Raw genomic sequence first — 24445 nt, forward strand, 5'->3', positions numbered from 1 at the left:
TTCGGCACTTTGTCCATGTTCCTGTTTTGATCTGGCATAAATTCAAGAATCGTATAAGCTTGGCGCATGGATGCGGTTCAACTTTCCTTTGAGACGCCGGTCGTGCAGATCGGCGATACGATCGTCACACTGGGCGGCCTTTCAATCGGCCTTGCCGCACTGGCGTGCCTCGTCGTGATCGCGGCCGTTGCCAGCCGGCGCCGTTCGCACAGGCGGCAGGAGGAAGCGCGGGTTGCGGCGGAAGCGGCGGCCGGCGAACGCGCCCGTGAAATGGAGGCGCGGTTTGCCGAGATCATGGGCGCGCAGGCCGAGATGCAGGGCCGCATGGCGACGATCGCCGAGGTCTTCGGATCGCGCCAGAGCGAGATCAACAAGTCGATCAACGAGCGGCTCGACGGCATGAGCCAGCGGCTCGGCAACACGATCAGCCAGCAGACAAAGGCAACGCACGAGAACCTGAGCCGCCTGCAGGAGCGGCTCGCCGTCATCGACACGGCGCAGAACAACATCCAGGCGCTGGCCAAGGACGTCGTCGGCCTGCAGGCGATCCTGTCGGACAAGCAGACCCGCGGCGCCTTCGGACAGGCGCGCATGGAAACCATCATCGCTGACGCCCTGCCCTCGAACGGCTATGCCTTCCAGCCGACGCTCCCGAACGGCGTGCGCCCCGACTGCATCGTCCACATGCCCAACGACGCCCCAGGCCTCGTGATCGATGCGAAATTCCCGCTCGAGGCGTGGAACGCCATCCGCGACGCGGGCGAGCCGGAGGCGCAGAAGCAGGCGACGCAGCGGTTCCGCCGCGACGTCGAGGTGCATATCAAGGACATTTCCGACAAATACCTCTTGAAGGGCGAAACGCAGGACACGGCGTTCATGTTCGTGCCGTCGGAATCGATCTTCGCCGAGATCCATGAGAATTTCGAGGCGCTGGTGCAGAAGGCGCACCGGGCGCGCGTCGTCATCGTCTCGCCATCGCTGCTGATGCTGTCGCTGCAGGTGGTCCAGGCGGTTTTAAAGGATGCGCGCATGCGCGAGCAGGCGCACCTGATCCAGGGCGAGGTCGTGCGGCTGATGGACGATGTGCTGCGCCTCGACGAGCGGGTGCGCAAACTGCAGACACATTTCGGACAGGCGCAGCGCGATATCGACCAGATCCTGACCTCAGCGGACAAGGTCACCAAGCGCGGCGCCAAGATCGAGGCGCTCGAGATCGAGGCGGAAGGCGAGGCACCGGCGGAAAAGGACAAGCCGAAAGTGGTCTCCGTCCCGGATCACGGGGGACGGCTGAAACTTCACGTCAGTGAATGATGACCCGTGTGCCGGTCAGGACGATTTGCGGCGCAGGCGCACGATCACGTCGATATGGGCGACTTCCATGCCCTCCGGCACGTCCGGCAGTCCGTCGATGGAGATTCCGCCCGTCGGAATATCCATGACCTCGTTGTCGCCCTCGATGAAGAAGTGCTGGTGATCGGACGTGTTGGTGTCGAAATAGGTCTTCGAAGACTCCACCGCCAATACCCGCAGCATGCCCGCGTCGGTGAATTGGTGCAGCGTGTTGTAGACCGTTGCCAGCGAAACCGGCACACCGGCGCTGACGGCTTCCTCGTGCAGCTCCTCGGCCGTCAGGTGACGGTCGCCCTTGGCGAACAGGAGCCCGGCGAGCGCGATCCTCTGGCGCGTCGGACGCAAGCCCACGGACCGGAGACGATCGCCGGCCAGACGTGTCGGACAAGGTGTGTGTTCCTGCTTGCTTTCCATCGCTTTATCTTGACTGAAACCCGCATTTGAGCAATTGGACGTTATATAACTTCAGACGGGACATCTTTCAATAGTGGAGTTTGAAGGTCCATTTTTGATTTGCGCCGCACGGCGCGGTCAGAAAAAGGGCGTTTGCGGTTGCAAGTCGGGGCCGATCCCCATAATTGACTTGCGATGCTTTTCGCCAGCAAACAAGCTGTGTTAGGGTCACGGGGCACCGGCGTCCGGGGGCGTCTTGTATTCGGGAGTAAGGTTTTTACATGAATGATCGGCCGTCAAGCTTCAGCTATGATGACATATTGACCTGCGCACACGGCGCCATGTTCGGGCCCGGCAACGCGCAACTCCCGCTGCCGCCCATGCTGATGTTCCACCGCATCACCGAGATATCGGAAACCGGCGGCGAATACGGCAAGGGCTATATGCGCGCGGAATTCGACGTCACGCCCGACCTTTGGTTTTTTGCCTGCCACTTCGAGGGCGATCCGGTGATGCCGGGATGCCTGGGACTCGACGCGCTGTGGCAGATGACCGGATTTTACCTCGGCTGGCTTGGAGAGCCCGGCAAGGGCCGTGCGATCTCCGTCGGCGAGGTCAAGCTGACCGGAATGGTGACGCCCGAGACGAAACTCGTCGAGTTCGGTGTCGATTTCAAGCGCGTCATGCGCGGCCGGCTGGTGCTCGGCATCGGCGACGGCTGGGCCAAGGCGGACGGTGAGCCGTCCTACAAGGCGACCGACCTCCGGGTGGGGCTGTTCCAGGAAAAGTAGCACCGCATCCGACGATATCGGCGCACTCGTCGCCAGTGTCTCAAAACCGCAGTTTCTGTGGAAAGGAAACCGTATGAAACGTGTTGTAGTCACCGGGATGGGGATCGTGTCCTCCATCGGCAACAACGCGCAGGAAGTCACAGATTCCCTACGCGAGGCCAGGTCCGGCATCACATTCTCCGAGGATTTCGCAGAACACGGATTCCGCTGCCAGGTCTGGGGCGCGCCGACGCTCGATCCGACGGACCTGGTGGACAGGCGCGCCATGCGGTTCCTCAGCAAGGGCGGTGCGTGGAACCACGTTGCGATGCAGCAGGCGATCGCCGACTCTGGGCTTGAGGAAGACGATATCTCGAACGAGCGCACCGGCATCGTCATGGGTTCGGGCGGACCGTCGACCCGCACCATCGTCGATGCCGCGGACATCACGCGCGAGCGCGGCAGCCCGAAACGCATCGGACCCTTCGCCGTTCCCAAGGCGATGTCGTCGACGGCATCCGCGACGCTCGCCACATGGTTCAAGATCCACGGCGTCAACTACACGATCTCGTCCGCCTGCTCGACATCGGCGCACTGCATCGGAAACGCCTACGAGCTGATCCAGATGGGCAAGCAGTCGATCGTCTTTGCCGGCGGGCACGAGGATCTCGACTGGACCATGTCGAACCTGTTCGACGCGATGGGCGCGATGTCGTCAAAGTACAACGACAACGGCCCGGAAACCGCGTCGCGTGCCTATGACGCCGACCGGGACGGCTTCGTGATTGCCGGCGGCGCCGGCGTGCTTGTCCTGGAAGAGCTCGAACACGCCAAGGCAAGGGGCGCGAAGATCTACGGCGAAATCATCGGCTACGGCGCGACCTCGGACGGCTACGACATGGTGCAGCCGTCCGGAGAGGGTGCCATCCGCTGCATGAAGCTGGCGCTTTCGACCATCGACGGCACGGTCGACTACATCAATACGCACGGTACCTCGACGCCGATTGGAGACAGCCGCGAGATCGGCGCCATCCGCGAGGTGTTCGGCGACACGATACCGCATATCGCCTCGACGAAATCGCTGACCGGGCATTCGCTCGGTGCGACCGGGGTCCAGGAATCGATCTATTCGCTCTTGATGATGAAGGAGGGATTCATCGGCGAGAGCGCGCATATCCAGACCCTCGATCCGGAGTTCGAAGGCGTGCCGATCGTCCGCGAGCGGATCGACAATGCAAAGATCGACACGGTCCTGTCCAATTCCTTCGGGTTCGGCGGGACCAACGCAACACTGATATTCAGGCGCCACGAGGGGTAGGTTGTACAGATGGGTGAACTGATGAAGGGGAAGCGCGGCCTTATCATGGGGGTCGCCAACGATCACTCGATCGCCTGGGGCATTGCCCAGGCGCTGCACGCCGAGGGCGCGGAACTTGCCTTCACATACCAGGGCGAGGCATTCGGACGGCGCCTAGAGCCGCTGGCCAAATCGGTCGATTCGGAATTCATCATGCCGTGCGATGTCGAGGACATCGAAACCGTCGATGCGGCGTTCGGCGAACTTGCCGACCGGTGGGGCAGCATTGATTTCGTCGTGCACGCGATCGGCTTTTCCGACCGCAATGAGCTGAGGGGCCTCTACGCCGACACGACGCGCGCGAACTTCACGCACACGATGATCATCTCGTGTTTCTCGTTTACCGAAATCGCCAAGCGCGCCGCGGCGCTGATGCCCGACGGCGGGTCGATGATCACCCTGACCTATGGGGGATCGACCCGCGTCATGCCCAATTACAACGTGATGGGCGTCGCCAAGGCGGGCCTCGAGGCCAGCGTTCGCTATCTCGCGGCCGATTACGGTCCGCGTAACATCCGCGTCAACGCGATCTCGGCCGGGCCCGTACGGACACTCGCCGGCGCCGGCATATCGGGGGCGCGCGAGATGTACAACTACCAGCAGCGCAATTCGCCGATGCGCCGCAACGTCACCATCGACGATGTCGGCGGATCGGCCGTCTATCTTTTGTCGCACCTGTCGAAGGGCGTCACCGGCGAGGTCCATTTCGTCGATTCGGGCTACCACATCACGTCGATGCCGGTGCTCGAGGAACTCAAGGCGCAGTGGTCGAACGGCAAATAGCCGCGAACACAGCCGCGCAAACAAAAAAACCCGCTGCAAACGCAGCGGGTTTTTTGTTGTCTGTGCGTCCGGCGATCAGTCGGCCGGCTCGCGCGGGATTTCCTGGCCGGTCTCCTGGTCGACGACCTTCATGGAAAGGCGAACCTTGCCGCGGTCGTCGAAGCCGAGAAGCTTCACGAAGACCTTGTCGCCTTCCTTGACGACGTCCGAGGTCTTGCCGACGCGCTCCTTGGCGAGCTGGGAAATGTGAACGAGGCCATCGCGAGGCCCGAAGAAGTTCACGAAGGCGCCGAAATCGGCGACCTTGACGACGGTGCCCTGATAGATGACGCCGACTTCCGGTTCGGCAACGATCGAATGGACCCACTTCTTGGCCGCCTCGATCTCCTTGGCGGAGGAGGAGGCGAACTTGATGGTGCCGTCGTCGTCGATATTGATCTTGGCGCCTGTCTTCTCGACGATCTCGCGGATCACCTTGCCGCCGGAGCCGATGACATCGCGGATCTTGTCGACCGGGATGTTCATCACTTCGATGCGCGGCGCGTACTCGCCGAGTTCCTCGCGGCTCTCGTTGATGGCCTTGCCCATCTCGCCGAGGATGTGCATGCGGCCGCCCTTGGCCTGGTCGAGGGCGATCTGCATGATCTCCTCGGTGATGCCGGTGATCTTGATATCCATCTGCAACGACGTGATGCCGTCCTTGGTGCCGGCGACCTTGAAGTCCATGTCGCCGAGATGGTCCTCGTCGCCGAGGATGTCGGAAAGGACGGCGAAGCGCTCCTCTTCCTTGATCAGGCCCATGGCGATACCGGCAACCGGCTTGGCCAGCGGCACGCCGGCATCCATCAGCGCAAGCGAGGTGCCGCAGACGGTTGCCATGGAGGACGAACCGTTCGACTCGGTGATTTCCGAGACGACACGCAGCGTGTAGGGGAACTGCTCGCCGGTCGGCAGCATCGGGTGGATGGCCCGCCAGGCAAGCTTGCCGTGTCCGATCTCGCGGCGGCCGGGCGAACCGATGCGGCCCGTCTCGCCGACCGAGAAGGGCGGGAAGTTGTAGTGCAGCATGAAGTTTTCTTTGTACATGCCGGTCAGATGATCGACATACTGCTCGTCCTCACCGGTGCCGAGCGTCGCCACGACGATGGCCTGGGTCTCGCCGCGGGTAAACACGGAGGAACCGTGGGTGCGCGGAAGAACGCCGACTTCGGCCGAAATGGCGCGGACCGTGTCCAGTTCGCGGCCGTCGATGCGGCTTTTCGTATCGAGGATGTTCCAGCGCACGATCTTGGCCTGCAGCGACTTGAAGACAGCGCCGATCTGTTCGGCCGTGTATTCAGGCTCTTCCACGTCCTCGGGGAGGAAATGCGCCACCACCTTGGCCTTGACGGCATCGACGGCGTCGTAACGCTCCGCCTTGTCGGTGATCTTGTAAGCGTCGCGCAGTTCGGTTTCCGCCACTTTCAGCATGGCGTCCTCAAGCGCGGACAGGTCTTCCGGCTCGAATTCGCGCGGCTCCTTCGCGGCAACCTCCGCCAGCTTGATGATGGCATCGATGACCGGCTGGAAGCCCTTGTGGCCGAACATGACGGCGCCGAGCATGACATCTTCCGGCAGCTCGCTGGCCTCGGATTCCACCATCAGGACCGCGTCCTGCGTGCCGGCGACCACCAGATCGAGGCTGGATTCGTCCATCTCGTCGATATGCGGGTTGAGGATGTACTCGCCGTTGATGTAGCCGACGCGCGCACCGCCGATCGGGCCCATGAAGGGCACGCCCGACAGGGTCAGCGCCGCGGAAGTGGCGATCATCGCCAAGACGTCCGGATTGTTCTCCAGGTCGTGCTGCATCACGGTGATGATGATCTGCGTGTCGTTCTTGTAGCCGTTCGGAAACAGCGGGCGGATCGGCCGGTCGATGAGCCGGCAGGTGAGCGTTTCGTTTTCGCTCGGGCGGCCTTCCCGCTTGAAGTAACCGCCGGGGATCTTGCCGGCAGCATAGGTTTTTTCCTGGTAGTTGACGGTCAGCGGGAAGAAGTCCCGTCCCGGCGTCGGCTGTTTTTCGGAGACGACCGTCGCCAGAACGACGCTCTCGCCGTAGGTCGCCATCACGGCGCCGTCGGCCTGGCGAGCGATCTTGCCCGTTTCGAGAATGAGCGGACGTCCGCCCCATTCGATTTCTACCTTGTGGGTATTGAACATATCTTGTCCTTCGTGTGCGGGCGGCGTGATCGGATATCACGGCGCCCCTTCGATAACGTACATGGCCCGAACACCGGGCCGTTCGGTCGGTATCGTCACGGGCAAGACAACGGGTGGCTTGTACTCGGCGGGCATCAAGCAACCTGCAATCCTGCCCCGTGACCGTTCCAACGGGCGCGGTTGGCGCCCTGAAACGAAAACCGGCGGGCGCGCAAGGCTCCCGCCGGAAAAACCTAACGGCGAATACCGAGACTCGCGATAAGCTTTTTGTACCGCTCTTCGTCCTTCCTCTTCAGATAGTCGAGGAGCGAACGGCGGCTTGAAACCATCTTCAGCAGGCCACGGCGGGAATGGTTGTCCTTCTTGTGGCCCTTGAAATGTTCCGTAAGATTGTTGATACGCTCGGTCAGAATGGCCACCTGGACCTCGGGGGAACCGGTGTCGCCCTTCTTCGTTGCGTATTCATTCATCAGTTCTGCTTTGCGTTCAGCAGTAATCGACATCGTGCCTTCCTTTCACTTTGGAGGGATGAGACGCCCTTGGCCGGGATGTCGTCCAGCCAGGGCCGCGTTTAACGGCTGCATTTGCGCCGTATCGCGGTGCATATAAGTCAGAAATCCACAAAATGCCAGTTTTATTTCAACCGCCGAAAACCCGGCGCGGGCGAAACTCGCCCTGCGCGATCTCGCCGATGGCGACCAGCTTTCCGTTCTGCGTCGCGCAGGCTTCATCAGCCGGCAGCGGCGCGTCGCGTCCGCGCAGCAGGATCGGGTTGCCGCAGCGCAGGCGCTGCGCCTGCTGCTCGCTGACCGCAAAGGTCGGAAGAACGGCCAGCGCCTCGCCCGTATCGATCAGGTATTCGTCGAGCGCGGCGAGGCGTTCACCTTCGTCCTCGATGGCCTCCAGCGCCACCAGATCGTCGAGCGGCACCATCTCGTCTTCATCGAAAGGCGCGACATAGGTGCGGCGAAGCGCGGCGATATGGCCGAAGCAGCCGAGATCGCGGCCCATGTCCCGCGCCAGGGCGCGCACATAGGTGCCCTTGCCGCACTCGACGTCGAACACGGCGGTGTCCGCATCCGGGCAGGCCACAAGGTCAAGCCGGTGGATCTCCACCTCGCGCGGCGGAATTTCCACAGCCTCGCCTTCGCGTGCCAGGTCATAGGCGCGGTTGCCTTCGATCTTGACGGCGGAAAACTGCGGCGGCGTCTGTTCGATCACGCCGGTGTATTGCGGCAGAAGAGCCCGGATATCGTCTTCAGCCGGACGCTCGTCGCTGGAGCGGGCGACCGCCCCTTCCAGGTCGTCTGTGGTGCGTTCCTCGCCCCAGCGCACCGTGAACCGGTAGACCTTGCGCCCGTCCATCACATAGGGAACCGTCTTCGTGGCCTCTCCCAACGCGATCGGCAGCATTCCCGAAGCGAGCGGATCGAGCGTTCCCGCATGGCCGGCTTTTTGCGCCTTGAACAGCCAGCGGATCTTCGAAACCGCCTCGGTCGAACCGAAATCGACCGGCTTGTCGAGGATGAGCCAGCCGGAGACCGCCCGCCCCTTCTTCTTGCGTTGCCTCGCCATCAGCCGCGATCCCCGCCTTCGTCGTCGTGATCGAGATCGCGCTGGACCTCGGGGGAGCGCAGGAGGTCGTCGATCTTCTGATAGTTGTCGAAGCTCGTATCGTCGCGGAACCTGATATCGGGCATGTATTTCATCTGCCTCAGCGCCGGGGTCACGCGCTTGCGAATGTACCGGGCATTGCGGTTGAGCGCCTCGACGACCGGATCGTGATCGGCTTCGCCAAGCGGCGTCACATAGGCCGTGGCGATTTTCAGATCCGGCGACATGCGCACTTCCGAAACGGCGATCACCGTGTTTTCAATCAGGGGATCGCGCACCTCGCCGCGCTGCAGCACCGTGGTGATGGCAGCACGGACCTGTTCACCGACGCGCAGCTGCCGCTGCGAGGGCCCGGAGGACGAAAAGCGTGACATTTATTAAACCTTTTCAACCATTTGCGGCGGGATAGGACCGCACGCGAATGAAATATGGTTACGGGCGCCGTTTCCGGCGCCCGATCTGAATTATAACCGCCTGTCGGCTCCTAGAGCGTGCGCGATACGTGCTCGACGCGGAAGCACTCGATGACGTCGCCGGCGCGGATGTCTTCGTAGTTCTCGAAGGCCATGCCGCATTCCTGCCCGGCGTTGACTTCCGCGACTTCGTCCTTGAAGCGCTTGAGCGTCTTCAGGCTGCCCTCGTGGATGACCACGCTGTCGCGGATCAGGCGTACGCCGACACCGCGCTCGACCTTGCCTTCGGTGACGCGGCACCCGGCGACCTTGCCGACCTTGGTGATGTTGAACACCTCGAGGATCTCGGCATTGCCGAGGAAGGTCTCGCGGCGCTCGGGCGACAGCATGCCGGACATCGCCGCCTTCACGTCATCCACGAGATCGTAGATGATGTTGTAGTAGCGGATCTCGATGCCGGCGGCCGCGGCCGCGTCGCGTGCCTGGCTGTTGGCGCGGACGTTGAAGCCGATGATGGCTGCGTCCGAGGCCTCGGCCAGCGAGATATCCGATTCGGTGATCCCGCCGGCGCCCGAATGGACGATGCGGGCGCGCACTTCGTCGGTGCCGAGTTTTTCCAGCGCGCCGGCGATCGCCTCGATCGAGCCCTGCACGTCGCCCTTGATGACCAGCGGGAACTCCTTGACGCCGCTGTCCTGGAGCTGCGTCATCATCTGTTCGAGCGAACCGCGGGTTCCGGCCTGGCGGGCAACCGCCTTCTCGCGGGCGATCCGCTGGCGGTACTCAGAGATCTCACGGGCCCGGGCCTCGTTTTCGACAACGGCAAACCGGTCGCCGGCCTGCGGCGTGCCCTGGAGGCCGAGAACCTCGACAGGCGTGGCGGGCCCCGCTTCCTTGACCTGCTTGCCGCGGTCGTCGACGAGCGCGCGCACGCGGCCCCACTCGTTGCCGGCCACGACAATGTCGCCGGTGTGCAGCGTTCCCGCTTCGACGAGGACCGTGGCCACGGAGCCGCGTCCACGATCGAGCTGCGCCTCGATCACCGCGCCCTCGGCCGTCCGGTCCGGATTGGCCTTGAGGTCGAGAATCTCCGCCTGCAGCAGGATCGCCTCGAGAAGCTTGTCGAGATTGGTGCCCTTGGTCGCCGACACCTCGACGTCGAGGACCTCGCCGCCCATGGATTCGACGAAAACCTCATGCTGGAGCAGCTCGGTGCGCACCTTGTTCGCATCGGCTTCCGGCTTGTCGATCTTGTTGATGGCAACGATGATCGGCACCTCGGCCGCCTTGGCGTGGTTGATGGACTCGATGGTCTGCGGCATGACGCTGTCGTCGGCGGCGACGACCAGGATCGCGATGTCGGTGGCCTGCGCGCCGCGGGCGCGCATCGCCGTGAAGGCGGCGTGGCCCGGCGTGTCGATAAAGGTGATCTTCTGGCCGTTCTGCTCAACCTGATAGGCGCCGATATGCTGGGTGATGCCGCCAGCTTCGCCGGCCACCACATTGGCGTTGCGGATGGCATCGAGCAGCGACGTCTTGCCGTGGTCGACATGGCCCATGATCGTGACCACCGGGGGCCGCTGCTTGAGGGTGCTCTCGTCGTCCTTGATGTCGAAGATGCCTTCCTCGATGTCGGATTCGGCAACGCGCTTGACCGTGTGGCCGAACTCGCCAGCGATCAGCTCGGCCAGGTCGGCGTCGATCACGTCGCCGGGCTTCATCATCTGGCCTTCCTTCATCAGATACTTGATGACGTCGACCGAACGCTCGGCCATGCGCTGCGAAAGCTCCTGGATGGTGATGGTTTCCGGCAGGGTGACCTCGCGTGCGATCTTCTCGCGCGGCTCCTGGACCAGGGCACGCTTCATCTTCTCCTGGCGGCGGCGCATCGCCGAAAGGGAGCGGCCGCGCTGGTTGCCGTCCTCGTTGAGGGCGGTGTTGAGCGTGAGTTTGCCGCGGCGGCGCGAATCGTCGCCGCGCGGCCGCGACGGACGCGGCGTTTCGGGACGGGACGGCTTGCCGCGCTGCTGCGCCGGCTTGGCGCGGGAATCGTCGGCGGACTCCTCATGGCGCGCTGCGCGCGACGGGCGATCGACGGCGGGCGGCTCGACCGGCGCGGCCGGCTCCGGCTCCGCCTGGGCGGGCGCCGCTTCGGCCGTGGTGCCTTCTGCCTCGGCCTTTGCGCGCGCTTCCTCTTCCGCTTTCAGGCGCGCTTCTTCCTCGACCTTGCGCTGCGCCTCTTCGGCCTCGCGGCGCTTGGCGTCCTCTTCGGCCTGCTTGCGCTCTTCGGCGTCGCGGATCTTGGCATTTTCCAGCGCGCGCTTGCGGGCATCCATCTCGCTGGCGGACAGTTCCTTCAGAACCGTCGATTTCGCGGCTTCACGTGCCGGCTCGGCCTTCGGCTTCGCCGCCGATCTTTCACCGGCCGCTGGCTTCGGCTTGATGCCGCCGGCCAGCGATCCGGACTTGTCGTCTTCCGGCCGCGATATCCGCCGCTTGCGCGTTTCGACAACCACCGCCTTGGTCCGGCCACGACCCATATCCTGGCGCACCGTCCCCTGCTCCACACCGGAGCGCTTGAGCGTCAGAGTCTTCTTGCTCGACACACTGATGGTCTTGTCGTCCTTGGTTTCGCTCATTCCGTTTCCGTTTCCTGTGCGGGAACCCCCGCTGTATGACCGTTTTCCGCTCCATTGCGGTATCGGTCAAGCATCTTTGCGCGTTTCACTACACCCTCACCGGCCTGCCCTGCAAGCACCGCGAGGTGTATTACATTGCCGCCGGCCATCACAATCGCCATTTCGTCGGCCGAAAGAAGGCGAAAGGAGCCGATGCCGGTGCTCCCGGAAGCGGCCGCGGCGCGCCGCGCCTGGTCCATCTTGCGGACGCCGTCGGGCGCGGCGTCGCTCGCATGCATGACGGCGATGGCCCGGCCGGACCGTATCGCCGCCTCAACCTTGCCGGAACCGGTCACGACCTGCCCGGCCTTGCGGGCCATGGCGATCATTCCGGTGAGCGCAGAAACAAGCAGCGAATCGACCGTCTCGTCCAGCGTCTCGGGCACCGTTACCTTGGCCTTCAGCGCACGGGCGAACAGGTTCTTTTCCATCGCCTTGCGCAGCTGGCGCCGTTCGGCCGTCACCCAGCATCCGCGGCCCGGCAACCGCGCCTTCAGATCGGGGACAACGACGCCGTCCGGATCGGCGACGAAGCGGATCATCCGGTCCGCCGGCCCGCTTTGCCGCGTGACGATGCAGGTCCGGTCGTTCATGTCCGCCCCCAGCCCCATCAGCAGAGCCCCGGGCAGGTCAGGCCTGCGCTACCTCGTCGGCGGTTTCAGCCGCCTCGGCTTCGCCTTCCTCGGCCTCGCCTTCCTCGTTCTCCGCTGCCTGCGCCGCCAGGTCCTCCTCGGTTATCCAGCCGGCCGCGAGCCGCGCCGCGACGACCATCTCCTCCGCGTCGGCGCGCGACACGTCGAGGTTTGAGAACAGACCCTCGTATTTGACGGTCTCGCCGTCCTTGCGCTCGGTCCAGCCGACCAGGTCGTCGGCGGCGCATCCGGCGAAGTCGTCCATGGTCTTGATGCCGTCTTCTCCCAGCGCCACCATCATCGCCGTCGTCATGCCGGGAACGGCGCGCAACTCATCGGTCACGCCAAGTTCCAGCCGTTTTGCCTCGAGTTCGGCCTCGATCGCCTCCAGATACTCGCGGGCGCGGCTCTGGATCTCTTCGGCCGTCTCCTCGTCAAATCCTTCGATGGCCGCAATCTCCTCCAGATCGACATAGGCGACTTCCTCGACCTGCGAGAAGCCCTCCGACGCCAGGACCTGGCCGACCATCTCGTCGACGTTGAGCGCGTTCATGAAGAGTTCGGTGCGTTCGTTGAATTCCTTCTGGCGGCGCTCCGATTCCTCCTGCTCCGTCAGGATGTCGATGTCCCATCCGGTGAGCTGCGAAGCAAGGCGCACATTCTGCCCGCGGCGGCCGATCGCCAGCGACAGCTGGTCGTCCGGAACAACCACCTCGATGCGCTCGGCATCCTCGTCGAGAACCACCTTGGCCACCTCGGCCGGCTGCAGCGCGTTGACGATGAAGGAAGCCGGATCCATCGACCAGGGGATGATGTCGATCTTCTCGCCCTGCAGTTCGCCGACGACCGCCTGAACGCGGCTGCCGCGCATGCCGACACAGGCGCCGACCGGATCGATCGAACTGTCGTTCGAGATCACCGCGATCTTGGCGCGCGATCCCGGATCGCGGGCAACCGAGCGGATTTCGATGATGCCGTCATAGATTTCCGGCACTTCCATGGTGAACAGCTTGACCATGAATTGCGGATGCGTGCGGGACAGGAAGATCTGCGGACCGCGCTGCTCGCGGCGCACGTCGTAGACAAAGGCGCGGACGCGGTCGCCGTAGCGGAAGTTCTCGCGCGGGATCAGCTCGTCGCGTCGGATGATCGCCTCGCCGCGCCCGAGATCGACGATGACGTTGCCATATTCGACCCGCTTGACGGTGCCGTTGACGATCTCGCCGACGCGGTCCTTGAACTCCTCGTACTGGCGGTCGCGTTCGGCCTCGCGGACTTTCTGGACGATGACCTGCTTTGCGGACTGGGCGGCGATGCGGCCGAAATCCATCGGCGGCAGCGGCTCAGCGATGAAGTCGCCGAGCTGGGCTTCCGGGTTGCGGTCGCGCGCCAGTTCCAGCGCGATCTGCGTCGAATAGTCCTCGACCTCCTCAACCACCTCCAGGAGGCGCTGCAGCTTGATCTCACCGGTCTTCGGATTGATATCGGCGCGAATGTTGGACTCCGAACCGTAGCGCGAGCGGGCCGCCTTCTGGATGGCATCGGCCATCGCTTCTATGACGATTTCCCGGTCGATCGCCTTCTCGCGGGCCACGGCGTCCGCGATCTGAAGAAGTTCGAGCCTGTTTGCACTAACTGCCATATTGCTCTCCATACGATGGCATGCGCGGCCTTGACCGCGGATTTCAGTTGTTGTCGCCGCTGTCGTCCGATGCCTGCCCTTCACGGGCGGCGCGGGCGGCCTTGTCGGCTTCCAGGGCGTCACGGATGAGCTCATCCGTCAAAATCAGTTTGGCCTCGCTCAGGGCCTCGAAGGGTATGCGCACGGTCGGTTCGTCGCCGTAACTGGCCTGGTCCCGTTCGACGACAAAGCCGCCGGCGTCGACTTCGGAAATCGTTCCGCGGAAGCGTTTGCGGCCGGCGACCGGCACCGATGTCTCGCATTTGATCAGATGACCGGACCAGCGCTCGAAATCCGATTTGCGCACCATGGGTCGGTCAATTCCCGGCGACGAGATCTCCAGATGATACGCCCGGTCGATCGGGTCTTCAACGTCAAGCAAGGGCGACAGGGAACGAGACAGGGTTTCGCAGTCCTCAACGGTCATGGTGCCGTCGTTGCGTTCGGCCATGATCTGCAGCGTCATGCCGTTCTGACCGGACAGGCGCACGCGAACGAGCCGAAAATCCATGGATTCCAGAACCGGCTCCACGATTGCCGCAATGCGGGCGTCAAGTCCCGTCTCGGCGATCAACCGGCCTTCGGTGCTGCTTGGCGATAGCGCGTCTTGCGACAAGTTCTGCCTCTCATGCGCGGGCCCTTTCGGGCCCATCTAACAAAAAAGAGCGGGTCCGGCCGGCCCACTCTTGCTCAGATGATCAAGATTTCGGCCTGATATACTCCCCAAGACGGCCGATTGCAAGGTCCATATGCGCACCGCGGCCACAATGACGACGCGAGTCAGCCGCCCGTGCGACGGAATGTCAGATAGGCAGCCACGCGCCCCTCCCGCAAGGCCTTGGCCTCATAGCGGGTTCCGGGCCAGTCCGGGAACGGGTTTTGCCAGTCGTCGGCCCGGGCCGCCTCCCAGGAGAAGGCCGGATGCCGCCGGCAGTGCAGCAATGTCCAGTTGACATAGCTGTCGATATCGGAGGCAAAGCAGAACCGTCCGCCGGGCTTCAATACCCGGGCAATCCGGTCGAGGTTCGCATCCGAGACGAAACGGCGCTTCCAGTGCCGCTTCTTCGGCCAGGGATCCGGATAGAGAAGGTCCACCTGATCGAGCCCGCCGGCGGGCAGCCAGTCCAGCAGCCGGGTGGCGTCGTCGTCATACAGGCGGATATTCGGCAGCGGGTTCGCCTTGAGCGCCGCGACACACTTGGCCAGCCCGTTGACGAAGGGCTCGACGCCGATGAATCCGGTCTGCGGATTTGTGCGTGCCCTGTGCAGCAGATGCTCGCCGCCGCCAAATCCGATCTCGAGGCGATGGGTTTCGTACCGGGTGCCAAAGGCCTGCGCCAAGTCCCGCAAGGGCGGGCCGTCGGTGTCGAGACGCAGCGCCGGCAAAAGGGTCTCAAGCGCCCGGGCCTGAACGGGGCGCAACGCCTTTCCCCGGCGGCGGCCGAAAAACGCCCCGGCCGCCCGCTTCGGATGCTCACGCGCCATAATTGCTCACCGCGCCTGATGGGAACTGCTTGCCGGCGGGCCTAAACCACTGCCGCGGCGGCGCGCGTTCCGTTGGTCGACTTGGTCCGGACCGCCTGCTTCAGCGCCTTAACCAGATCCGTCTTCTCCCAGGAGAAGGAACCGTCGCGGGCGCTCTTGCGGCCAAAATGGCCATAGGCCGATGTCTTGGCGTAGATCGGCCTGTTCAGGTCGAGATGGCGGCGGATGCCGGTCGGCGAAAGGTCGACCAGATGCGGCAGGATGTCCTCGACCATTTCCTCCGAGACCTTTCCGGTCTCGTGAAAATTCAGATAGATCGAGAGCGGCTGTGCAACGCCGATCGCGTAGGAAAGCTGAATCGTGCAGCGCTCGGCCAGCTTGGCCGCGACAATGTTCTTGGCAAGATAGCGGGCCATGTAGGCGGCCGAGCGATCGACCTTGGTCGTGTCCTTGCCCGAGAAGGCACCGCCGCCGTGGGGCGCGGCGCCGCCATAGGTATCGACGATGATCTTGCGGCCGGTAAGGCCGGCATCGCCATCCGGTCCGCCGATGACGAACTTGCCCGTCGGATTGATGTACCAGTTGCAGTCGTCAGCGACCGGCAGGTCGCCAAGCGCCTCGCGGATATAGGGTTCGACCACCTGGCGGACCTTGTCCGAATCCCAGTCATCCTTGAGGTGCTGGGTGGAAAGCACGATCTGCGTGACCTCGTGAGGCTGGCCGTCGACATAACGGACCGTTACCTGGCTCTTGCTGTCCGGCCCGAGATGCGCGGCGTCGCCCTCGCCCTTCTTTCGCGCCTCGGAAAGCAAGCGCAGGATCTGGTGCGAGTAATAGATCGGGGCGGGCATGAGATCGGGCGTTTCGTTACAGGCGTAACCGAACATGATGCCCTGGTCGCCGGCCCCCTCGTCGCCCTGCTGGTCGGCGGCGTTGTCGACTCCTTGCGCGATGTCGGCAGACTGGGAGTGCAACAGCACGTCCACGCGTGCCTTCTTCCAGTGAAAGCCGTCCTGTTCGTAACCGATGTCACGGATGGCGCGCCGTGCGGCGGAGCGGAAACGGGACGGATTGATCACGTCGTTTCCGTGCTTGTCCCTTTTCATCAGCGTCGGCGGAACCCGGACCTCGCCGGCGATCACCACGCGGTTGGTGGTGGCCAGCGTCTCGGCGGCGACACGCACACTCCACGGATCGGTGCCGGTCTTGCGCGCTTCCTTGTAAATCAGGTCGACGATCTCGTCGGAGATGCGGTCGCACACCTTGTCCGGGTGTCCTTCCGAAACCGATTCACTTGTGAAGAGATAGTTGCTTCGCGCCATGCCCGCCTCTCAGAACTGCTGCGTAATGCCGACTTGTTATGCAAAACAGGCGGCAAATACAAGCGCAGAACGATATAAATATATCTTGATATGACCCGTCGAAGGCCAGCAGGCAGGAATTTACGGCAGTATCACGGCTGTCAGGAAAAGCTGAGGATTATAACGGCGCGGTGTCGGGAAAGGCGCGCGGCCAAATGGAATTTGGCCTTTTCCCGAACCAATGCGCTATTCGGAATCAGCAGCCAGCGCCTTGACAAGATCAACGATCTTGCGGCGGACCTTCGGATCGTCAATCTTGACGAATGCCCGGTTCAGCTGCAGTCCCTCCGACGACGAAAGAAAGTCGACGACGTAGTTCGAGCTGGACGATTCGGATGCGCCCGGCTGGCCGGTTGACGGATCGCCCGGTGCATCCTCGAAGAAAAAGGAGACCGGAACATTCAGTATCGATGAAATGTTCTGCAGCCGGCTGGCGCCGACACGGTTTGTACCCTTCTCGTATTTCTGAATCTGCTGGAACGTAATGCCCAGGCTTTCGCCGAGTTTCTCCTGGCTCATGCCGAGCATTGTGCGGCGCAGCCTGATGCGGCTGCCAACGTGTATGTCGATGGGATTTGGTTTCTTTTTATTTACGATTGTTGTCATGGTCATATTTCCTGCAGCTGCAATTACAACTGCCTCGTGTTTGATGACACCGGCGCCCTTGAAGTATTGACCTCCGCCACCCCTATTGGAAGACTGTACTACGCTGCAACACCAGCGGTTCTATTTTCACAAATACTATCTATGCAATTTTAGTGGATTTACGTCAATTGTCCGTTCTTGCAAAACTGTAACGAGAAACTAGCGCAACCACCAAAAGCAAAGCGATAATCAACCAGAAGGCTATGCTCGAAGACCAAGTGCCCCTTTTTGCGTGTAAATTCCCGGGTAGCGCAATATCAACAACACCAATCACGTTTTGTGACATTCCGTCTAATACACGTCCTTTTGCGTCCGTTACCGCGGAGATCCCGTTGTTGGCGGCACGCACGAGCGGCATTCCTGTCTCTACCGCGCGCAGTTGCGCCTGCCGGAAATGCTGATACGGACCGGGTGTGCGGCCATACCAGGCATCGTTGGTTACATTTAGTATAAAGTCCGCCGGCGGACCTTCAACCTCCAGTTCCGCCGGAAAAATGACTTCATAGCAGATAAGCGGCAGAAACCGCCGCCCGCCCGGCACCTCGACCGAATGCCGGCGGCTGCCGGCGGAAAACGCGCCCGGCGTATGGGCAATCGTCTGAAGGCCGGCGCTTTGCAGCAGGCCGGCAAAAGGCAGGTACTCCCCGAACGGCACCAGGTGGATCTTGTCGGCGGCCGCGACGATCTGCCCGTTGTCGTCAATAACGTAAATCGAGTTGTAGTAGCGCGCCGTTTCACCGCTTGCATCGCGTTCCTCGCGCACCGCGCCGGTGATCAGCGTCTGACCGTCCTCAAGCGCCTCCCCGATCATCGTCAGGGCCGCCGGATTGCTAGTCAGGATAAACGGGACAGATGTTTCGGGCCACACGACGTGTGTCGGCATTTTGCCGGACTGGCTCTCGCTCCTGGTCAGCGACAACAGCGTTTCGAATATCTCGAGGCGTTCGCCGTCCTCCCATTTCTCCGACTGGTCCACCGACGGCTGGACAATGCGGATAACGATTTCCGCCTCGGCGGCGGGTTCCGGTTGGGCAAGCCGCCACACACCGAACCCCACCTGGGCGACGAGAAGCAAGACGGCGATCGCCAATGCCGGAACCAGGCCGCGCCGGGTGGCGACGAGAGCCGGCACCGAAAAAACGAACACGGCCAGGGCGGACATGCCGAATATGCCGACCAGCGCCGAGGCCTGCATCATGACCGGAACCGGCATCAGGCCGTAACCGACGGCGTTCCAGGGAAAACCCGTCAGCAGGAAGCTGCGCAGCCACTCCGCGAGGCCGAAGCCGCAGGCCAGCGCGCAAAGCCTTCCAAGGCCGTCCGACCACAACAGCCGCGCAAAGGCCGTGGCCAGGCCGTAAAAAACCGCCAGCAGGGCCGGCAATCCGAGCACTGCGAGCGGCAGCGCCCAGGCAAACTGCTCGGCCTCGACCAACAGCGCGCTTCCAAGCCACCAGAGGCCGGCGACGAAATAGCCGAATCCAAACCACCAGCCGGTCCAGAAGGCCGGCGACAGGCGGCCGAGCGCCCCGGCTTCCGGGTCGCCGCTGGCGCCGTCAAGCAGCCAGACAAGCACCGTGAATGAGATGAACAGGGCGGCAAAGAAATCGAAGGGCGGCAGGGACAGGACGCCCAGGCCGCCGGCGCAAAAGGAAACAATCCACCGCCTCGGCCCCCAAAGCAGCATGATTTTCCCGGCCAAGCGCTCCATGTCCCCTCCCTAGAGCAAGATGAGGTCGGGAATTGTCGCTCCCGATCCGTTCCGCCAGCCATACGGGTTCGGCCCGGCGAATCAGCCAACAGCGAATTTATATCAGAGTAAGCGAGCGGTTACCCGCCCCGTGGCAGCGCGAAACCGTCAGGAGGCGTCGGTTCCGGCCGGTTCGACAGGTTTTGCCTTTTGTTTCTGAGCAACGGGTTTTTCCGAGTCGGTCCGCTGCGGCCTGCGGCGGCGCTCGACCATGCGGCGGCGCACGATGCGAACCCGCTTGATGCGGCGGGGATCGGCATCCAGGACGTGGAACTCGAATTGCGGCAATGCGCGAACAACTTCACCCCGGGCCGGAATGCGGCCGATGGCGGAGAAGATGAGGCCGCCGAGCGTGTCGACGTCCTCCGCCTTGTCCCCGACGTCGAAATCGCTGCCGATCATCTCGACAATGTCCTCGAGCTCGACACGGGCGTCGGCGACGAACACATCCTCCGACACCTGGGTAATCATGTCAGCCTCGTCATCGTGTTCGTCCTCGATGTCGCCGACCACCATCTCGACGATATCCTCGAGCGACACGAGGCCGTCCGTTCCGCCATATTCATCGATCACCAGCGCCATCTGCGTGCGCATGGCCTGCATCCGCTGCATCAGGTCGGAGGCAAGCATGGACGGCGGCACGAACAGGACGTTGCGGATGATGCCGGCCTCCTCGACGGTCCTGGCCAGGTCGACGCGTGTAAGGTCGAACTCGGCGGGCTTGGCGGATTTGTCCTTCTTTGCCGGACCATTGCCGTTGGCGGCCTTCGCGGCCGCCCCGTTTCGGGAGGAACGCCGCTTGTTGCGGGCCTGCCTAGTGATGTGGGCGACAAGGTCGCGAATGTGGACCATGCCCCGGGGGTCGTCGAGCGTATCGCCGTAAACGGGCATGCGCGAGTGGCCCGACTCCTCGAACAGGGCCATCAGTTCATCGAGCGCGATATTGCAGTCCACGGCCGTGATCTCGGCGCGCGGTATCATGACATCCTCGACACGCACTTCGCGCAGCCGCAGGATGTTGTGCAGCATCGCCCGCTCTTCCGGGGTAAAGGCAGCGCCGAAGACGCCATCCGCCGACAGCGCGTCGGTCAGATCCTCGCGCAGGCTGTGCTCATCCGAGGTTCTGAAAAGCCGAAGGATGCGCGACCACCAGCTGTGGCCGTTGCGCTCGTGCGGCTGGACGACAACCGGAAGCTGCCTACTTCCGGGGTCTTCGCCGCTGTCGGATTCCTGCGAACCGGCTGACGTGTCGGCCGGTGCGGCGTTGCTGGTTTGCTCGCTCATCTCTCGTCAGGCTGGAAATGTGTTTTCATAGGGGTCAGATAGGTCGAGGGCCGCCAAAATGCGAGTCTCAAGGGCTTCCATTGCCTCAGCATCGTCATCGTCGATGTGATCATATCCTAACAGATGCAAAAATCCATGCACGAGCAAATGTGTCAGATGGTTATCGAAAGGGATATCCATCGCCTGCGACTCGCGGGCCACAGTTTCACGCGCGAACAGCACGTCGCCGAGCATCGGCCCCGGCATCTGCCCGGGTTCCAGCGGTGTCGCCGGAAAGGACAGGACATTCGTCGGCTTGTCCTGCGCGCGCCACTGATTGTTGATTTCGCGGACGGCCCGGTCGTCGGCAAACAGCAGCGACAGCTCACATCCCGAATCGGGAAAGGGCTGGCCCGCATGGCGCGCCAGATAACCGGCAGCCGTCGAAATCACGGTCCCGCACCGCGCCTCGAGTTCGCCCTTGTCCGGCCAGCCCGGCGCTTCGACGGCAATCTGGATGTCTATGGTGCTGCCCGCCGGCATGGTCCGGTTCACTCGGCCCCGGACTGGTCGCTGTCGGCGATCACGGCGTTTTCAGCGTCATAGGCGGCGACGATCCTTGCGACCAGCGGATGGCGCACGACATCGGTATCGCGGAACCGCACGGTGATGACGCCCTCGACACCGCGCAGGATGTGCAGCGCCTCGACCAGGCCCGACTTGACGCCGCGCGGAAGATCGATCTGGCTCGGATCGCCGGTGACGATCATGCGAGCGTTCTCGCCCAGCCGCGTCAGGAACATCTTCATCTGCATGGAGGTGGTATTCTGCGCCTCGTCGAGGATGACGGCGGCGTTGGCGAGCGTGCGGCCGCGCATGAAGGCCAGCGGTGCGATCTCGATGACACCGGCGGTGATGGCGCGCTCGACCTTCTCGCCCGGGATCATGTCGTAGAGCGCGTCGTAGAGAGGGCGCAGATACGGATCGACCTTTTCCTTCATGTCGCCCGGCAGGTATCCGAGCCGTTCGCCTGCTTCGACGGCCGGGCGCGAAAGGATGATCTTCTCGATGAGGCCGCGTTCGAGAAGCTGTGCCGCATGGGCGACCGCCAGATAGGTCTTGCCGGTTCCGGCCGGTCCGATGCCGAACAGCAGCTCGGCGCGGTCCATGGCGCGGATATAGGCGTCCTGATTGGGCGTGCGGGCGGTGATTGTCTTCTTGCGTGTCGCAACCTGGGCGAATGCCATCTTGCCTTTGTTTTCCATGGTCGGCAGCGTCAACTGATCGTCCGCCGCGACTGCCATGCGCAAGGCGCCCTCGACGTCGGAGGCCTGGACCTCCTCGCCGTCCTGCAGACGGTCATAGAGATAGTCCAGGGCCCGGCGCGCCTGATTGATCGCCGTTTCGTCGCCCTGAATCGACACCTGGTTGCCGCGCGCACGCGCGTCGACCCCGAGCTTCTGCTCGATCAGTGCGAGATTCTGGTCAAACTGGCCGAACAGTTCGCTGGCGAGGCGATTGTTCTCAAAGGTCAGGACGATATGGGTCGTATCAGAGGCTCCGGACTTGCTGGCGCCGGATTTCTTCTTGATCGCCGCGGTTTTGCTCAAATGGTCGAACTCCCGGATTCGCCCTGTATTTTATCGGCAAAAAGCGCGTTCGCTCCAGCCCGTGTGATTCTCACACGTATAATTTCACCGATTTGCGACGGATTTGCATCAACTATCACCGGCTGAAGCCAGGGCGAACGTCCGATCAGCTGTCCGGCAAGGCGCCCCGGCTTTTCGAGCAGCAGGTCGATTTCCGTGCCGATACAGCTATCGGCGAACTCGGACTGGTGCTTGCGCAACAGTGCCTGCAGGCGATCGAGCCGTTTCGATTTCACATCCTCAGGCACCTGGTCGTCCCGTTCGGCGCCCGGCGTGCCGGGTCGCGGCGAATACTTGAAAGAGAAAGCCTGTGCGTAACGCACTTTTTCCACAAGCTGCAGCGTTGCCTCGAAATCGGCGTCGCTTTCACCCGGAAAGCCGACAATGAAGTCGCCTGATAGTGCGATATCGGGGCGGGCCGCGCGGATGCGGTCGACAAGGCGCAGATAATCCTGCGCCGTGTGCCGCCTGTTCATGGCCTTGAGCACGCTGTCCGAACCGGCCTGGACGGGCAGGTGCAGATAGGGCATCAGCTTTTCAAGATCGCGATGCGCCGCGATCAGGGCGTCGTCCATGTCGCGCGGATGGCTCGTCGTGTAGCGCAGGCGCTCCAGGCCATCGATATCGGACAGACGCCGGAGCAGTTCTCCAAGCCCCCATTCACGGCCGTCCGGCCCGGCGCCGTGCCAGGCATTGACGTTCTGTCCCAGAAGCGTGATCTCGCGGACGCCTGCGGAAACAAGGTTCTCGGCCTCGCGGACGATCTGCCCGACCGGGCGCGAGACTTCCGATCCACGGGTGTAAGGCACCACACAGAATGTGCAGAACTTGTCGCAACCCTCCTGGACGGTGAGAAACGCGGTCACGCCGCGCGCGGCTATGACCTCCTTTTCCGGCCTCGGCAGGTGCTCGAACTTATCCTCGATCGCATAGTCCGTCTCGACCACCTTCTCGCCGCCGCGCGCCCTTGCCAGCGCCTCGGGCAGACGGTGATAGGTTTGCGGGCCGATGACCAGGTCGACGACCGGCGCACGGCGGATGATCTCCTGACCCTCCGCCTGGGCAACGCAGCCGGCGACACCGACCATCAGGTCCTCGCCGTTGGCGGCGCGCGCCTCCTTGAGCTGACGGATACGGCCGAGTTCCGAATACACCTTTTCGGCAGCCTTTTCGCGGATATGGCAGGTGTTGAGAAGCAGCAGATCGGCGTCCTCGGGATTGTCGGTCACCCGGTAGCCGTCGCTGGCCAGCGCATCGGCCATGCGCTCCGAATCATAGACGTTCATCTGGCAGCCATAGGTCTTGACGAAGACCTTGCGGGCTTTCGATGCCGTATCCGCATAGGCGGCGGACGATTCGTCCTTCTGTGCGTCAATCTGCATTCAATATCCGTTTGCCGATGCCGGTGGCCGAGTCCGATCGGGCTTCATACGCGCGATCCAGCCAAATATATAGTGTTCCGGACACGCAATCGCGGCTGTTTCATGCAGAGTCAAGCCAAAACCGGTTGCGAGGGCCTTAGAATCAGCGATCGGCGGAACCCGTGGACGCGGCAGCCCGGCCTAGTTCGCCGCCGCCCCGCCCCCGTAGAGCTGCTCCTGGTGCATCCTGCGGACCTGGCCCTCGATCTCGCGCGTCACCTGCTTGCGGTTGCTGTTCACGCCGTATTTCACCGGCTCGCCAAAGCACACCTGAACATCGAAGGCGCCCTCCTTGAGAACGCCCTTCAGGTGCGGCGACAGCTCGGTATCGCCCGGCCAGGCCGCCAGCGGCCGGCCGTAGCGGCCGAGCGGCACGCCGTTGGCATGCGTATAGGCAATCGCGACCGGCTGGATCGAGACGCTGCCGGTCGGCGAAGCCTCAAGCGCCGAAGCGGCGGCACCGAAGAGCGAACTCTTGAACTCCAGTATCCGGTTGCCGTCCGAGGTTGTGCCCTCGGCGAAAAGCACAACGATCTCGCCATCGGCGAGGCGCCTGGCGACCTCGTTGACCTGCTCCCCGGTCTGACGCCGTCGTTCCCGCTCTATGAAGACGGTGCGCTGCCACCGGGCCAGCCAGCCGAAAATCGGCCAGTCCCGGACCTCGGACTTGGCGATGAAGACGACGTCCGCGACGGAGGAAAGCACCACGATGTCCTTCCAGCTGCTGTGGTTGGCGGCAATCAGCAGCGGGCGGTGCGTGTCGAGTTCGCCGTGCGTGATGACACGCAGACCCATCAGCCGTGCGGCAACGCGGTGCCACCAGCGCGGGAGATACCAGGACAGCCGCCAGTTGAAGCGGTTGGATGTCAACTGGACGGGCAACAGAAGGAGCGTCCACAGGACGACAAGCACCAGGACAATGACTATGCGGATCCACGCGATCATCAGCGGCGGCGGCCCTCACGGCACCCGGTGTTGCAGCGAATCATCATTGCGGA

Annotated in this window: 22 protein-coding genes; 4 read left to right on the top strand and 18 right to left on the bottom strand. The window is 63.1% G+C overall.

The window, feature by feature from the left end; all coding sequences use genetic code 11:
- The first annotated feature begins 66 nt into the window (after positions 1 to 66).
- Positions 67 to 1311: a DNA recombination protein RmuC gene (locus E4M07_RS06715; protein ID WP_136657551.1), complete on the top strand. Its 1245-nt coding sequence runs from the start codon at positions 67 to 69 to the stop codon at positions 1309 to 1311.
- A 15-nt stretch (positions 1312 to 1326) separates the two neighbouring features.
- Here E4M07_RS06715 and irrA read toward each other — a convergent pair whose 3' ends face one another.
- The gene (irrA, locus tag E4M07_RS06720) at positions 1327 to 1764 is read right to left on the bottom strand and encodes an iron response transcriptional regulator IrrA (protein WP_136657552.1); all 438 of its coding nucleotides are present in this window, start codon (positions 1762 to 1764) and stop codon (positions 1327 to 1329) included.
- Between the two features lie 260 nt (positions 1765 to 2024).
- On the opposite strand from irrA, the gene fabA reads away from it, so the two are divergent.
- The 3 genes from fabA to fabI all read left to right on the top strand — a co-directional run bounded on the left by fabA (position 2025) and on the right by fabI (position 4653).
- On the top strand, positions 2025 to 2534 hold the full coding sequence (fabA, locus tag E4M07_RS06725) for a 3-hydroxyacyl-[acyl-carrier-protein] dehydratase FabA (RefSeq protein WP_136657553.1): 510 nt from the start codon (positions 2025 to 2027) through the stop codon (positions 2532 to 2534).
- Between the two features lie 73 nt (positions 2535 to 2607).
- Positions 2608 to 3831 (top strand): beta-ketoacyl-ACP synthase I, encoded by a 1224-nt coding sequence (gene fabB, locus E4M07_RS06730; RefSeq protein WP_136657554.1) that lies wholly within the window; start codon positions 2608 to 2610, stop codon positions 3829 to 3831.
- A 9-nt stretch (positions 3832 to 3840) separates the two neighbouring features.
- A complete protein-coding gene (gene fabI, locus E4M07_RS06735) occupies positions 3841 to 4653 on the top strand; it encodes an enoyl-ACP reductase FabI (protein ID WP_136657555.1) in 813 nt (270 codons plus the stop codon).
- Between the two features lie 75 nt (positions 4654 to 4728).
- On the opposite strand, the gene pnp is transcribed toward fabI, so the two are convergent.
- The 17 genes from pnp to E4M07_RS06820 all read right to left on the bottom strand — a co-directional run bounded on the left by pnp (position 4729) and on the right by E4M07_RS06820 (position 24392).
- Complete coding sequence (pnp, locus tag E4M07_RS06740; RefSeq protein WP_136657556.1) at positions 4729 to 6855, bottom strand: polyribonucleotide nucleotidyltransferase; 2127 nt, start codon at positions 6853 to 6855, stop codon at positions 4729 to 4731.
- Between the two features lie 233 nt (positions 6856 to 7088).
- Positions 7089 to 7358, bottom strand: a complete 270-nt coding sequence (rpsO, locus tag E4M07_RS06745; RefSeq protein WP_136657557.1) for a 30S ribosomal protein S15 — start codon at positions 7356 to 7358, stop codon at positions 7089 to 7091.
- A gap of 136 nt (positions 7359 to 7494) precedes the next feature.
- A complete protein-coding gene (gene truB, locus E4M07_RS06750) occupies positions 7495 to 8430 on the bottom strand; it encodes a tRNA pseudouridine(55) synthase TruB (protein WP_136657558.1) in 936 nt (311 codons plus the stop codon).
- Positions 8430 to 8843, bottom strand: coding sequence for a 30S ribosome-binding factor RbfA (gene rbfA / locus E4M07_RS06755; protein ID WP_136657559.1), 414 nt, complete (start codon positions 8841 to 8843; stop codon positions 8430 to 8432). Before rbfA ends, truB begins: the two co-directional genes overlap by 1 nt.
- Positions 8844 to 8953: 110 nt before the next feature.
- Positions 8954 to 11521: a translation initiation factor IF-2 gene (gene infB, locus E4M07_RS06760; RefSeq protein WP_136657560.1), complete on the bottom strand. Its 2568-nt coding sequence runs from the start codon at positions 11519 to 11521 to the stop codon at positions 8954 to 8956.
- Entirely contained in the window at positions 11518 to 12171 is a 654-nt protein-coding gene (locus E4M07_RS06765; RefSeq protein ID WP_136657561.1) for an RNA-binding protein, read from the bottom strand. The genes infB and E4M07_RS06765 overlap by 4 nt, the downstream gene beginning before the upstream one ends.
- A 19-nt stretch (positions 12172 to 12190) precedes the next feature.
- Positions 12191 to 13834: a transcription termination factor NusA gene (nusA, locus tag E4M07_RS06770; protein ID WP_136657562.1), complete on the bottom strand. Its 1644-nt coding sequence runs from the start codon at positions 13832 to 13834 to the stop codon at positions 12191 to 12193.
- A gap of 43 nt (positions 13835 to 13877) precedes the next feature.
- The gene (gene rimP / locus E4M07_RS06775) at positions 13878 to 14489 is read right to left on the bottom strand and encodes a ribosome maturation factor RimP (protein ID WP_246660384.1); all 612 of its coding nucleotides are present in this window, start codon (positions 14487 to 14489) and stop codon (positions 13878 to 13880) included.
- A 164-nt stretch (positions 14490 to 14653) separates the two neighbouring features.
- On the bottom strand, positions 14654 to 15358 hold the full coding sequence (locus tag E4M07_RS06780) for a tRNA (guanine(46)-N(7))-methyltransferase TrmB (protein ID WP_136657564.1): 705 nt from the start codon (positions 15356 to 15358) through the stop codon (positions 14654 to 14656).
- 41 nt (positions 15359 to 15399) lie between these two features.
- A complete protein-coding gene (gene metK, locus E4M07_RS06785; protein WP_136657565.1) occupies positions 15400 to 16680 on the bottom strand; it encodes a methionine adenosyltransferase in 1281 nt (426 codons plus the stop codon).
- Between the two features lie 225 nt (positions 16681 to 16905).
- The gene (locus E4M07_RS06790; RefSeq protein WP_136657566.1) at positions 16906 to 17325 is read right to left on the bottom strand and encodes a helix-turn-helix domain-containing protein; all 420 of its coding nucleotides are present in this window, start codon (positions 17323 to 17325) and stop codon (positions 16906 to 16908) included.
- Between the two features lie 163 nt (positions 17326 to 17488).
- Positions 17489 to 19075: an apolipoprotein N-acyltransferase gene (lnt, locus tag E4M07_RS06795; RefSeq protein WP_136657567.1), complete on the bottom strand. Its 1587-nt coding sequence runs from the start codon at positions 19073 to 19075 to the stop codon at positions 17489 to 17491.
- 147 nt (positions 19076 to 19222) lie between these two features.
- The gene (locus E4M07_RS06800; RefSeq protein ID WP_136657568.1) at positions 19223 to 20398 is read right to left on the bottom strand and encodes a hemolysin family protein; all 1176 of its coding nucleotides are present in this window, start codon (positions 20396 to 20398) and stop codon (positions 19223 to 19225) included.
- Positions 20399 to 20404: 6 nt separating this feature from the next.
- Positions 20405 to 20920 (bottom strand): rRNA maturation RNase YbeY, encoded by a 516-nt coding sequence (gene ybeY, locus E4M07_RS06805; protein WP_136657569.1) that lies wholly within the window; start codon positions 20918 to 20920, stop codon positions 20405 to 20407.
- Positions 20921 to 20928: 8 nt separating this feature from the next.
- On the bottom strand, positions 20929 to 21987 hold the full coding sequence (locus tag E4M07_RS06810; RefSeq protein ID WP_136657570.1) for a PhoH family protein: 1059 nt from the start codon (positions 21985 to 21987) through the stop codon (positions 20929 to 20931).
- A complete protein-coding gene (gene miaB, locus E4M07_RS06815; protein WP_136657571.1) occupies positions 21984 to 23408 on the bottom strand; it encodes a tRNA (N6-isopentenyl adenosine(37)-C2)-methylthiotransferase MiaB in 1425 nt (474 codons plus the stop codon). The genes E4M07_RS06810 and miaB overlap by 4 nt, the downstream gene beginning before the upstream one ends.
- Positions 23409 to 23588: 180 nt before the next feature.
- Positions 23589 to 24392 (bottom strand): lysophospholipid acyltransferase family protein, encoded by an 804-nt coding sequence (locus tag E4M07_RS06820; protein WP_136657572.1) that lies wholly within the window; start codon positions 24390 to 24392, stop codon positions 23589 to 23591.
- Between the last annotated feature and the right edge of the window lie 53 nt (positions 24393 to 24445).

The organism is Nitratireductor sp. XY-223 (genome assembly GCF_004959855.1).
Taxonomy (GTDB): Bacteria; Pseudomonadota; Alphaproteobacteria; order Rhizobiales; family Rhizobiaceae; genus Hoeflea_A.